Origin of the sequence: Brevundimonas vesicularis (assembly GCF_044807075.1) — a bacterium.
GTDB classification, from domain to species: Bacteria; Pseudomonadota; Alphaproteobacteria; order Caulobacterales; family Caulobacteraceae; genus Brevundimonas; species Brevundimonas vesicularis_G.
The window spans coordinates 2,261,222-2,273,754 of sequence record NZ_CP085234.1 but is presented as its reverse complement, the minus strand read 5'-3'; the positions used below and the strand labels follow the sequence as shown (position 1 = coordinate 2,273,754).

Below are 12,533 nucleotides of genomic sequence, written 5' to 3'. Positions count from 1 at the left end.
CATCGGGTCCGCGTTTTGCAGTAGACTGTCCGGGACGGATCGAATTGGCACGATCCGAATGCGGCAGGACCGTCGATGATCGGCGAGTTGCTTTATCACCTGCACCGGCACGTGCGCCTGGTGCTGATCGCCGGAGCGCTGATGCTCGTGCTCGGCGTGGTCCTGGTCGGCTATGAAGCGCTGCGGCTTCTGGACCAGCCGCCGGCCCGCCCGGCCGAAGCCGGACAGGCCTTGAGCTAGATCAGTCGATCTTCAGCCGCACGAAGAGCATCGCCCCGTCGGCATCGCCGCCATACAGAGGCTCCAACGCCGTCGGCACGCGATTCATGGCATAGAGACCGCCGAGGCCGAACCTAACGTGTTCGGCGATCCGCCAGTCGCGGACCACGCCGACCGACGCCTTGCCGACGGTGTAGAGCGGTCCGTGGCCGCCGCCGACGCCGGGAACCAGTTCATCCGTCTCGATCCGCTCGGCGCGGGCGAAGACGGTCCAGCGGTCGTTCGGATGAACCGCCGATTCCAGCAACCAGCCGTCCTTCGATTCGCCGTGGTCGTTAGTCTTGCGACCCCAGGCCAGGGTCGAGGACCACCATCCGTCATCGCCAAGACGGCGGGTGTGGATGGCGCTGGCCGACCATTTCGTCTCGTCCTCGTCGGGTTCCAGCTGTTCCGGAGCGGAAACATCGGCGTAGGAGGCTTGCAACGACCATTCGTCGTTCGGATTCCACGCGGTCCGGACCGACCAACTGTCGAGCCGTGGCGAATCGATGCCCCAGCGTTCCTCGTCCGGCTCGCGTCCCTTGAAGGCCGAAGCCTCGATCTTGAAGCGATCGCGCGCCCAGCCCAGGGTCGTCACGCCGAAGACGATGTGGGTCGAGTCGAGCCAGTGGTGGGTGATTGGCGCCTCGGGACTGTCCATCGCGCTCATGCGGTGCATGAAGGCGGGCGGTCCGAAGGCGGGCTCGCCAGGTAGGCCAATGTAGCCATAGACGCTGTCCTTGTCGGACAGACGCTTCGAATAGCTGGCCGATAGCTCCATGAAGAAGTCGTGCGGGTGCTGGCGATCGACCAGCGGATTGACCCCGTCCGCCGTCTCGCCCGCCGCCAGCAGCAGCGGATAGCCGGACTTGCCCATCAGCGGGTCGGGGCTGAGCATGGCGCGCAGGTTCAGCTTTGAACCGTCGTCGAAGTCACGCCGCGCCGAGGTCATCAGCATGCCGGCGACGAAGGTCTTGTCGCCGCCGCGTGGCCCAGACTGGGTGTCATAGACCAGGTTCAGCATGGCGTGGGTCATCACCATCCAGGCGCCACGGACGGTGTGGATGCCGCCGTGTTCGCCCGCGTCGGGTTGCCAGCCGGTGCCGGAGGCGTCGCGGCTCATGGACCAGGGCCCATACGGGCTGGTCATCGTGTGACCCATGCTGGCGTGATCCGTCGTCGGTTCGGCCGATGACATAGTCATGTCGTGGCCTGCATGCGGATCGGCAGTGGGCTTGGTCGACGCGTGGTGCGAGTGATCCTGCGCCGCCGCGGCGTGAGCCAGGGCGAGCAGGGAAACGCCGGCGCAGGCGCCGACGAGAGTACGGATAGCCATTCAAGGCCTCCTCTGATGATCGGAACGATTTGCGCCTTCAGAAGGCGCGCGCGGTGTCAGACGATCAGGAGGCGGGGTGGACCGGGCTCCGGCGACAACTGCCGACCGGCCGGCAGAGCGGCCGGAACCGCGACGATACGCGACGGCGACAGGGTCAAGGCGGAGATCGGCGCAGGGTTTAACGTGGGCGCCGCCACACAGGCGACGCAGCAGACCATCGCCTTCATGGCTTTGGGCGCATGGCTGGGAGTCTGCTCTGGCGAAGATTGGCCAGTCTCATGGCACGGCGCAGCGTTTGCCTGCGACGCCGAGGCGCCCACCGCGCCGAGGGCCAGCACCGACAGGGCGCCGATCAGCAGCAAAAGGGATTGAACCATCTTCACAGCGTCAGGATAGGCGTCGGGTGATGACGCCGCAATGCGTCAGCGCAGCGGCTTTTTGTCTACAAGCGGCAGACCCGGCGCGTCGGGCGCTGTGGCGCCGCCGTCGCTCAGCGCGCGCTGCATGAACACCACGTCGCGCCAGTCGTCGTGCTTCCAGCCGGCCGCCTTGAACACGCCGGCGTCAGTGAAGCCGCGCGTGCGGTGCAGGGCGATTGAGCCGATGTTCTCCGAATCGCCGATGACCGCGACCATCTGACGAAGACCCATCGCTTCGCACCGGGCAATCAGCGCATCGAGCAGGGCCCCGGCGACGCCGCGCCCTCTCGCCGAGGGCGCAACATAGATGGAGTCCTCGACCATGTAGCGATAGGCCTGACGCGTGCGAAACGGCCCGGCATAGGCATATCCGGCGACCGCGCCGTCGATCTCGACCACGAGACGCGGCAGGCCGAGCGCCTCGACGGCGGCGAACCGCGAGGCCATTTCGACCTCGTCGGGCGCCTCCAGCTCGAAAGTGCCGCGCCCGTTGGCGACGCTCTCGGCATAAATGGCCGTGATCGCGGCGATGTCGTCGGGACGGGCGTCGCGAACCGTTAGTGCGCTCACCCGTGCTCCCAGCCCTTGTCGATGGCCCAGACGGCGAAGGCGTAGTCGTGGGCGACCTCCTTCAGATAGTCGAACCGCCCGGCCGCGCCCCCGTGACCGGCCTCCATATTGATCTTCAGCAACACAGGCTTGCCCGAGGTGGTGGCGGGTCGAAGCTTGGCCACCCACTTCTCCGGCTCCCAGTAGGTGACGCGCGGATCGGACAGACCGCCCGTCGCCAAGACCGCCGGATAGGCTTTCGGCTCGACCTGATCGTAGGGGCTGTAGCTCATCATATAGTCGTAGGCGGCCGGCTCCTCGATCGGATTGCCCCACTCGGGCCATTCGGGCGGCGTCAGCGGCAGGGAGGTGTCGCTCATGGTGTTGATCACGTCGACGAAAGGCACCTGACCGATGATCCCGGCCCACAGGTCGGGCCGCATATTGTTGACCGCGCCCATCAAGAGCCCACCGGCGGATCCGCCTTGGGCCACAATATTCCCGGCCGTGGCGTATTTCTTGTCGATCAGGTGTTCGGCGGAGGCGATGAAGTCGGTGAAGGTGTTCTTCTTCGTCATCTTCCGGGCGTCGAGGAACCAGCCCCAGCCCTTGTCTGAACCGCCGCGAATATGGGCGATGGCGTAGATCCAGCCGCGATCGACCAGCGACAGCCGGTTGGTCGAGAAGCTGGCCGGCATGGGTATGCCGTAGGAGCCGTATCCGTAGAGCAGCAGGGGCGCCGAACCGTCGACGGGCGTCGATTTGCGACGCAACACTGTCACCGGCACCAGCTGGCCGTCCGAGGCAGGCGCGTTCAGCCGCTCGACCACATAGTCTTCGATATTGTGACCGGACGGAATCTGCTGCGTCTTGCGCAGGGTCCGCTCCCGCGACGCCATGTCGTAATCGAACGTCTGCGTCGGCGTGGACGGCGAGTTGTAGGTATAGCGGGTGGTCGTCGTCTCGTATTCGGAGGCGCCGGCCAGCGACAGGGCGAAAGCCGGTTCGTCCACCGCGATCTCATGCTCGGCGCCTTCGCGGTCGCGGATGATGATGCGGGTGTTGGCATCGGCGCGTTCCTGACGCGCCAGATGGGCGTTGGTCAGGTCCAGGCCTTCGATGAAGCGGCCCGGCGTGTGCGGCACCAGATCGGTCCAGTTCGCCTTGGCCGGCGTCGCGGTCGGGGCTTGGACGATCTTGAAATCGATGGCGTCGTCCGCATTGGTGCGGATCACCCAGCGGTCGCCCCAGTGATCGACGTCGTAGCGGGTCGCGACCACGCGCGGCTCCAGCACGACGGGTTCGGTCGTCGGCGTGGCGGCGGGAATGTAGCGCGCCTCCGACGTTTCCTGGTTCTGAATGCCGATCATGATGAACTGGTCGTCGGCGGTGCGGCCCACGCCGATGAACATGCCGTCGTCGGCTTCCTCATAAACCAGGGTAGTCGCGCCGCCGCGCGCCGGGCGACGGAAGATCTTGTCCGGACGGCCGTTGTCGTCGCGGTTGGTCCAGAAGATCCACTGGCTGTCCGGCGAGAAGACGAAGTCGCCGGTGGCGCTGTCGATCACCTCGGGCAGCACCTCGCCGGTCGCCAGATCCTTGACGTAGATCTTGTGCACCTCGGAACCCTGGGCGTCCTCGGCATAGGCGAACAGCGTGTGATCCGGGCTGTGGCTTGCGGCGGACACTTCCGAATAGGCCTTGCCTTTGGCTAGCTCGTTGGCGTCCAGCAGCAGCTGGGGCGTCGGGGCCATGACAAAGTTTTTCGTCACCGGCTGACCCTCGACCATCCACGTGCCCTGACGCTCGACGCGCATGTAGCGGGGGTGCTGATCTCCGGTCTGGTATTCGACGTAGTAGTTCCAGCCGCCATCCGGCGCCGGAACCGAGCTGTCGTCTTCCTTGATGCGGCCGCGCATCTCGGCGAACATCGTCTCCTGCAAGGGCAGGGTGGAGGCCATCATGGCCTCGCGGTAGGCGTTCTCGGCGGTCAGGTGCTCCTTGACCTCGGCCTTGATCAGGGTCGGATCGCGCAGGACCGCCTGCCAATTGTCGTCCTTCATCCACTGATAGTCGTCGGTCCGGGTGCGGCCCAGTTGTTCGATGACGACGGGGATTTTCTTGGCGACGGGCGGTTGAGGCATGGGGGATCCGGTGGACTGACGGGCGAGCGCGGGGGAAGCCGAAACGGCGAGGGCGGTCGCCGCCGTGGACATGATCAGTTGCCGACGATTCATCGGACGCTCCCTGCTTGTTTGAAGGGCGGACCTTGAAGGTCCGGCCCCCTCTACGTCAAACGGAGAAACGCCGAGCCGATCATCCGGCCAGCGCGTCCACCGTCATCCGCCGCAGCAGGTCGCCGGCCTGACCCACGGCAGCGAGACGGCTGGAAACGTGGCCCAAGACATTGGCGGCATAGACTTCGTAGAGGTCCAGCTTGCCCTGCAGCCAAATCGGATCACCGTCATTGGCGTCCAGCTTCGCCTTTGCGGCAAGCGCGCCCTTGGCCAGCATCCATCCGCCGGCCACATCGCCCAGCAGTTTCAGATAGGCGTCGGCGGCCGCCAGCACGTCGGCCGCTGCATTCGGATCGGCCTTCTGATCCAGCAGCCACAGGGTCGCATCCTCGACCGCCTCGATGGCGGTGGCTAACCGGTCGACGGGCTTGCCGCTATAGAGCTTTCCGAGATCGACCAGCGTCGCCTTCATGTCCGCGATCAGCGCCTTGGCCGAATCGCCGCCGTCCATCGACAGTTTGCGACCCACCAGATCCATGGCCTGAATGCCGTTGGTGCCTTCGTAGATAGGGGCGATGCGGGCGTCGCGATAGTATTGCGCCGCGCCGGTCTCCTCGATGAAGCCCATGCCGCCGTGGATCTGGACGCCCATCGAGGCGACCTCGCAGCCGATATCGGTGGACCAGGCCTTGGCGATCGGGGTGAACAGGTCCTCGCGCCCCTTCCAATGGCGGCGTTCCTCTCCGGTCCCGGCGTGGCGGGCCAGATCGGCGGCCACGCCGGTCGACAGGCAAACGGCGCGCGCCGCCGAAATCTTGGCCTTCATGACGCTGAGCATGCGGCGCACGTCGGGATGGTCAAAGATCGGAGCGTTGGCCTCGCCGGTCCAAACCGAGCGACCCTGACGACGGTCCAAGGCATAGGCGAGTGCGTGCTGGTAGGCGCGTTCGGCGATACCGACGCCCTCGACGCCGACCGCCAGACGCGCCGCGTTCATCATCACGAACATATGGGCTAGGCCCTGGTTCGGCTGACCGACCAATTCCGCGGTCGCGCCTTCATAGCTCATGACGCAGGTCGGCGAGGCGTGGATGCCCAACTTGTGCTCGACGCCGACCGGGCGGAAGGCGTTGCGGTCGCCGAGCGTGCCGTCTTCCTTCACCGCAAACTTCGACGCCAGGAACAGGCTGATGCCTTTGGGCCCCTTGGGCGCGTCCGGCAGGCGAGCCAGCACCAGATGGACGATGTTGTCGGTCGCGTCGTGGTCGCCCCAGGTGATGTAGATCTTCTGCCCGTTCAGCGCATAGGTCCCGTCGCCGTTCGGCGTCGCCGTAGTGATCAGCGAACCCAGGTCTGATCCGGCGCCCGGCTCAGTCAACACCATGGCGCCGGTCCATTCGCCGCTGACCAGCTTGGTCAGATATTTGGCCTTCTGCTCTTCCGTCCCGACCTGCTCCAGCGCCTCGATCGAGGCCAGCGACAGCATGGGGCACAGGCCGAACGCCATGTTGGCGGCATGGACGGTCTCGTAGGCCGCCAGTTCCAGGGCCTTGGGCAGGGCCTGTCCGCCCGCTTCGGTCGAGGCCGACAACCCGGTCCAGCCGCCGGCCGCGAACTGGCGATAGGCGTCGGCGAATCCAGGCGCGGCGGTGACGGCGCCGTTGGCGTAGGTCGAGCCCTTCTGATCCCCAATCCTGTTCAGCGGCGCCAGCACCTCTTCGGAGAATTGTCCCGCCGCCTCCAGAACGGCGCCGGCGACGTCGGCGTCGTAATCGGGAAAGGCGCCGGTTGCGGCCACGTCGGCCATGCCGGCGACGGATTCCAGAGTGAAGGCCAGGTCTCGAACGGGCGCGCGATAGGTCATGGGTTTCCTCAATCGTCTTTGCGGCCTAAGTGCCGCGTCGGGGCCTGTCGCTGCAAGCGTCTTGGCGACGCGCCCCGTCTCAGTGCAAAGTGGCTGAACGCATGGTGACGCCGTGCCGTCGCGGAAGGGAAGACATGGGCGAGCCCCGCAATCGATATTCGACCGTTTCCCTGCTGATGCACTGGGGCATCGCCGCCGCCGTCCTGGCGCAGGTGCTGCTGATCACCGCACATGAGAATACGGAAGGGCCGATCTCGGGCCAGTTCGTCATGCTGCACAAGTCGCTGGGTCTGACGATCCTGGTGCTGACCCTTGCGCGGATCGGATGGCGCCTGGCGAACCCGGCGATTCCGTTGCCCTCGGCCTTGCCGCGCTGGCAGAAGGTGGCGGCGCGCGCGACGCATGTCCTCTTCTATCTGGCCCTGATCGTCATTCCGATGACAGGTTGGCTCGCATCGTCGGCCGGCGGGCGCGCGATCGAGTGGTTCGGCCTCTTCTCTTGGCCCCTCTTGCCCGTCGGCGGCGGGCGTGAAGCGGCGCGCAGCCTGATGGGGCTGCATGAGCTGGCGGTGAAGGGCCTCTATGTCTTGATCGTCCTGCATGTGATCGCGGCGCTGAAGCACCAGTTCATTGATCGGGACAATGTGCTGCACCGGATGATCCCGATCATCCCGCGCCGACCGTGAGCCGAACGCCGCTGCAAGCCGCACAGGCGCTGGCGAACGGCGATCTGATCCTGCTGCCGACCGAGACCGTTTACGGACTGGGCGCCGACGCCAGCAATGCCCAGGCGGTCGCCGCCATCTTCGCCGCAAAAGGACGGCCGAAGTTCAATCCGCTGATTTCGCATGTCGTGGATGTCGATGCGGCGGCCAAGATTGGGGAGTTGGGTCCGCTCGGACGGGCCTTGGCGGACGCCTTCTGGCCCGGACCCTTCACCCTGATCACGCCAATCCTTGACACGCGCAGGGTCTGCGATCTGGCGCGCGCCGGACTGGACAGCGTCGCGATCCGCGTTCCGGCGCATTCGGCGGCCAGGGAAGTGTTGGCGGCGTTCGGCGGCCCTGTCGTAGCTCCCTCGGCCAATCGTTCCGGGCGACCCAGCCCGACAACCTTCCCCGATGCCGTCGAGGAGACAGGCTTTGCCGTCTCGGCGGCTGTCGATGGCGGGCCTTGCCAGGTCGGTCTGGAAAGCACGGTCGTGTCGGTGCTCGGGGGGCGGGTCGCCTTACTTCGTCCCGGTGCCGTCACCCGGTCCGAGATCGAGGCGGTAGTCGGTCCCCTCCATGAGAGCGGGGAGGGGCATCGTTCGCCCGGGCGACTGACCCTGCACTATGCGCCGGATGCGCCGGTTCGCATCGAGGCGGACGCAGCGCATGACGGCGAAATCCTGCTTGGCTTTGGCCCCGAAGCCGGCGAGGAGCGCTGGAGCTTGAGCCCGTCAGGCGATCTGCGCGAAGCCGCCGCCAATCTGTTCCGACTGCTCCGTGAGGCCGACCGCACACGGCCGACAGGTATCGCCGTGTCGCCGATCCCGGCGACGGGACTGGGTGAAGCCATCAACGACCGTCTGCGCCGCGCCGCAGGCTTCGTCGGCTAGCCGAAGCGGGCCTGAAGATCGACGCTGGATTGGCGTCCGACGCTGCCCAGGCACGCGTTCAACCAATCGTCGGCGGCCGCACGTCCCCGCGCCTTGAGGTCGTTGAGGAAACTCCATTCGGTATTGAATTTGGATCGCAGCGACAGGTCCGAGAGCCAGCCGTCCGCCTCGATCGCGTGCAAACGGACATGCCGGTAAGGACCAGCGCCGCCGCCTTTCAACTGTCCATGTTCGATCAGTTCACCCGCCAAGGCGATGGCGCGCAGTTCTGCGACCAGCGGCGCGTTGAAGACGATCTCGTTCAGCCGATCGACGATGTCGCCTGCGCTTTTAGGCGTCTCGTCGCGCACCATCGGATTGAGTGTGATCAACAGCACGTCGTCCGGCGTGTCATCTCCGGTCAACGGCCACAGCGGCGGATTGGTCAGATAGCCGCCGTCCCAATAGGGCTCCCCGTCGATCTCCACGGCTTGAAACAGATGGGGCAGGCAGGCCGATGCCATCAGGACATCGGCGTTGATCTCATTCGTCTGGAAGATGCGCGCTTTCGCCTGGCGCACAGCGGTGGCGGCTACGAAAAGCCGGATGTCCGAAGCCTGAACAGCGCCGAAGTCGACCGAGGCCTGCAAAACCCGTTTCAGAGGATTATGGTTCAGCGGATTGAATTCATACGGACTCATCGACATCGCCAGCGTCTCGCCCGCGCGCCAGAATGGGCTATCCTTGATCCAGTCGGGCGTCCGCGCTGCATTCCAGATCGCGCTGTCGCCGAAGACGTTGCGACCGCCGGACTGGTTCACCTCTCGCCAGAGCTTGTCCAACGCGGCGCAGCCATCCCCTGACGCGAGGCCCGACACCAAGGCTGTGCCGTTCATCGCTCCCGCTGAGACGCCGGACACCGCGCGAATATCAAGCCGATCGTCTTCCAACAGACGATCCAGCACGCCCCATTGGAAGGCGCCGTGCGCGCCGCCGCCTTGAAGCGCAAGGCAGATGGACCGTCGGGCGGGAGCGGCGGGAACGACCTCCGCCGCCTCGGCGGTCTTGCGCTTGAAAATCGCCATGACCGCCGTCTTCCTTTGCTATTGCGCGGTCCAGCCGCCGTCGATGGAGAAGCTGGCCCCGTTGGCCGAGGCGCCGAGGTCGCTGACCAGGTAGAGGAAGATGCCGGTCAACTCCTCCGTCGTGACGAACCGCTTTGTCGGCTGGGCCGCCAGGATCACGTCTGTCAGCACCTGCTCCTCGCTCATGTTTCGCGTCCGCGCCTGATCCGCGATCTGTTTGGTCACGATCGGCGTTTCGACGAAGCCGGGGCAGATGGCGTTGCAGGTGATGTTGTCGCGCGCCAGTTCCAGCGCTGCGGTCTTGGTGAAGCCGATGACGCCGTGCTTTGCCGCGACATAGGCGGACTTGAACGGACTGGCCACCAGACCATGCGCCGAGGCCATGTTGATGATCCGGCCGCGTCCCTGCGCCTTCATGATCGGGATCGCCGCCCGCGTGGCGTAGAAGGCCGACGACAGGTTGATGGCGATGATCTTCTCCCACTGGTCGGTAGGGAAGTTCTCGACGGATTCAACGTGCTGGATGCCGGCGTTGTTGACCAGAATGTCCAGGCGTCCCAGTTCGCGTTCAGCGAAGGCGATCATGTCCGCGATCTCTTCGCCACGCGTCATGTCGGCCGGATGATAGAGGACGCGAACGCCCGACGAGGTCTCCAGATCGGCGCGGTTGCGCTCGATCTCCCCAGGGTCGCCCAGGCCATTCAGCACGACGTCGCCGCCGCCCGCCGCCACGGCCCGCGCCAGAGCCAGTCCTATGCCGGAGGTCGAGCCCGTAATGACCGCGACCTGCCCTTTCAGGTCGCCGATACCGCGTGCTGCCCGACTGTCAACGCCCGTGGAGTCCTTAGGCTCTTGCGACATGAATCCGCCCCTTCGTTTGTTTTGGCGAGTTTAGCGGTAGGTCGATGTCGGGATCAAGAATTTCCCGATCTGATGAATATCCACTCGGCGTCGGTCGAGGCGGCCTTGTCGAACGCATAACCGTCCCGGTCGAACGCCTTCAGGTCCGCGACCCGTTCCACGCGCTCGTCGATCGCGAACCGCGCCATGGCCCCGCGCGCCTTCTTCGCGAAGAAGGAGATGATGCGGCTCTCGCCGTTCTTCTCTTCCCGGAACTGGGGCGTGACGACAGGCAGCTTCAGAGCCTTTGCATCGACGGCGCCGAAATATTCCTGGCTGGCCAGGTTCACGAGCGTCGGATCCGACTGGCCCTCGGAGTCTTCGTTCAGTTGTTTGGAAATCCGGTCGCCCCAGAAGTCGTACAGACTGGCCCCGCGACGCGTCTTCAGCCGCGTGCCCATCTCCAGCCGATAGGGTTGAATCCGGTCCAACGGACGCAGCAGGCCATAAAAGCCGGACAGAATGCGCAAATGGTCCTGGGCGAAAGCCAAGGCGTCGGCGTCCAGTTCGCGCGCTTTCAAACCCTCATACACATCGCCGGCAAAGGCGAAGGCTGCCTGAACGCCCTCTGTGGATTCTGGATCGAATGCCTTGAAGCGCGCGGCGTTCAGGGTCGCCAGATCGTCCGAAATCCCCATCAGCCGACGCAGATCCGCCTTGGTCTGGCGCTTGGCGGTCTTGGACAGGCTGGCGGTGTCTTCGAGAAACCGCCGGTCCGTACCCGGAATGGCCGCATCGGCTTCGGTGAAATCGAGGCGCTTGGCCGGGGAAAGAACAATCAGCAAGACGCGGCTCCGTAATGTCGCCGCCCACATAGGATGCTTCGATGACGATTTGAACCGGCAGCGACGCTGCGGCGCCGGGGACCGCTAGAACAGAACGGCCGGGTTCATGATCCGCTGAGGATCGATGGCGCGGCGGACGGCGGCCATGGTTTCAATCTCGAGTTGGGACTTGTAGCGCTTGACCTCTTCGGTCTTCAGCCGGCCCAGCCCGTGTTCGGCGGAGATGGAGCCGTCGTAGGTTCCGACGACGTCGTGAACCACTTGCGAGCCTTGCTTCCAAAGGCCGATGAAGGCGGGAATGTCCTGACCGACACCCGGCAGGATATCGTAGTGCAGATTGCCGTCGCCGACGTGGCCGAAGACCGAGATGCGGGCGCCGGGGTGGAAGCGTTCGACGGCGGCCGAGGCTTCGTCGATGAATTCGGCGATGCGGCTGATGGGGACGGAAACGTCGTGTTTCCAGCCGCCGCCCTCGGGCTTGAGCGCCGCCGAATGTTCTTCGCGCAGACGCCAGAAGGCGGCGCGCTGGGCGTCGTTCTGGGCGATGGCGGCGTCGGTGATCAGGCCTTCCTCGAAGGCGACCTCCAGCAGGGCCTGCATCTGGGCCTCGGCGCCGCCGGGCGTTCCGGAGGCGATCTCGATCAGAACGTACCAATCGGGCGTCGTGTCCAGCGGCTCGCGGGTGTCGGGGATGTTCTTCAGCACCAGTTCCATGCCCAGACGTTTCATCAGCTCGAACGCCTCGACCCCGCCGCCCGTCTCCGCCTTGGCGCGGGCCAGCAGTTCGACCGAGGCGGCGGCGGTCTCCAGTCCGACCACCGCGACGGCGCGCGACCGCATGATGGGGAACAGCTTCAGGGTTGCGGCAGTCACGACGCCCAGTGTGCCCTCGGCGCCGATCAGCAGCTGTTTCAAGTCGTAGCCGGTGTTGTCCTTACGCAGCCGCTTCAGGCTCCGGAAGATCTCGCCGTTGGGCATGACCGCCTCAAGCCCCAGCACCAGGTCGCGCATCATGCCGTAGCGCAGCACCTGGGTGCCGCCGGCGTTGGTGGAGATGACGCCGCCGATGGTGGCCGAGCCTTCGGCCGCCAGGCTGAGCGGGAAGTAGCGGCCGGCCGCCGTCGCCGTCTGCTGCGCCTCGAGCAAGGTCAGGCCCGCCTCGACCGTCATGGCGTCGTCCAAGGGCGTGACGTCGCGAACGGCCCGCATCTTCTTCAGCGACAGAAGGACTTCGCCGAAGGGCACCTGGCCGCCGACCAGTCCCGTGCCGCCGCCTTGGGGCGTGATCGCGACGCCCTCGCGTGCGCAGATCGTCACGGCGCGCGCGACCTCTTCCGTCGAACGGGGGGTCAGCAGGATCGGCGTGTCGCCCGTCCAGCGATTGCGCCATTCGGTCAGATGCGGCGCGATGACGTCGGGGTCCTGGGTCCAGCCGCCCGGACCCAGTGCGGCCTTCAACTCATCAAGCACGGCGGTGGAGGGAGCGGGCGTCTGCATGCCCCCCTTTTGTCAGGCGTCGTC

General features: G+C 65.7%; 12 protein-coding genes. 3 read left to right on the top strand and 9 right to left on the bottom strand.

The annotated features are described in order from the left end of the window. Positions 1 to 75 precede the first annotated feature (75 nt). Positions 76 to 240, top strand: coding sequence for a hypothetical protein (locus LG306_RS11420; RefSeq protein WP_165116665.1), 165 nt, complete (start codon positions 76 to 78; stop codon positions 238 to 240). 1 nt (position 241) lies between these two features. Here LG306_RS11420 and LG306_RS11415 read toward each other — a convergent pair whose 3' ends face one another. The 5 genes from LG306_RS11415 to LG306_RS11395 all read right to left on the bottom strand — a co-directional run bounded on the left by LG306_RS11415 (position 242) and on the right by LG306_RS11395 (position 6,663). Then, on the bottom strand, positions 242 to 1,594 hold the full coding sequence (locus LG306_RS11415; RefSeq protein ID WP_404414535.1) for a hypothetical protein: 1,353 nt from the start codon (positions 1,592 to 1,594) through the stop codon (positions 242 to 244). Between the two features lie 56 nt (positions 1,595 to 1,650). Continuing rightward, positions 1,651 to 1,971, bottom strand: a complete 321-nt coding sequence (locus LG306_RS11410; protein WP_404414532.1) for a hypothetical protein — start codon at positions 1,969 to 1,971, stop codon at positions 1,651 to 1,653. Between the two features lie 45 nt (positions 1,972 to 2,016). Continuing rightward, on the bottom strand, positions 2,017 to 2,583 hold the full coding sequence (locus LG306_RS11405) for a GNAT family N-acetyltransferase (protein WP_404414529.1): 567 nt from the start codon (positions 2,581 to 2,583) through the stop codon (positions 2,017 to 2,019). Next, positions 2,580 to 4,799 (bottom strand): S9 family peptidase, encoded by a 2,220-nt coding sequence (locus tag LG306_RS11400; RefSeq protein ID WP_404414526.1) that lies wholly within the window; start codon positions 4,797 to 4,799, stop codon positions 2,580 to 2,582. Before LG306_RS11400 ends, LG306_RS11405 begins: the two co-directional genes overlap by 4 nt. A 79-nt stretch (positions 4,800 to 4,878) precedes the next feature. Next, a complete protein-coding gene (locus LG306_RS11395; protein WP_404414523.1) occupies positions 4,879 to 6,663 on the bottom strand; it encodes an acyl-CoA dehydrogenase in 1,785 nt (594 codons plus the stop codon). A gap of 134 nt (positions 6,664 to 6,797) precedes the next feature. Between LG306_RS11395 and LG306_RS11390 the strand changes: the two genes are divergently transcribed. Beyond that, positions 6,798 to 7,349, top strand: a complete 552-nt coding sequence (locus LG306_RS11390; RefSeq protein WP_404414520.1) for a cytochrome b — start codon at positions 6,798 to 6,800, stop codon at positions 7,347 to 7,349. Next, entirely contained in the window at positions 7,346 to 8,263 is a 918-nt protein-coding gene (locus LG306_RS11385; RefSeq protein ID WP_404414517.1) for an L-threonylcarbamoyladenylate synthase, read from the top strand. Before LG306_RS11390 ends, LG306_RS11385 begins: the two co-directional genes overlap by 4 nt. Here LG306_RS11385 and LG306_RS11380 read toward each other — a convergent pair. The 4 genes from LG306_RS11380 to LG306_RS11365 form a co-directional block, all read right to left on the bottom strand. Continuing rightward, complete coding sequence (locus LG306_RS11380; protein WP_404414514.1) at positions 8,260 to 9,327, bottom strand: patatin-like phospholipase family protein; 1,068 nt, start codon at positions 9,325 to 9,327, stop codon at positions 8,260 to 8,262. The genes LG306_RS11385 and LG306_RS11380 overlap by 4 nt on opposite strands. Before the next feature lie 18 nt (positions 9,328 to 9,345). Beyond that, on the bottom strand, positions 9,346 to 10,188 hold the full coding sequence (locus LG306_RS11375) for a 3-hydroxybutyrate dehydrogenase (protein ID WP_404414511.1): 843 nt from the start codon (positions 10,186 to 10,188) through the stop codon (positions 9,346 to 9,348). A gap of 53 nt (positions 10,189 to 10,241) precedes the next feature. Further along, positions 10,242 to 11,012, bottom strand: coding sequence for a peroxide stress protein YaaA (gene yaaA / locus LG306_RS11370; RefSeq protein ID WP_404414508.1), 771 nt, complete (start codon positions 11,010 to 11,012; stop codon positions 10,242 to 10,244). A gap of 84 nt (positions 11,013 to 11,096) precedes the next feature. Next, the gene (locus LG306_RS11365; protein WP_404414505.1) at positions 11,097 to 12,509 is read right to left on the bottom strand and encodes an FAD-binding oxidoreductase; all 1,413 of its coding nucleotides are present in this window, start codon (positions 12,507 to 12,509) and stop codon (positions 11,097 to 11,099) included. Between the last annotated feature and the right edge of the window lie 24 nt (positions 12,510 to 12,533).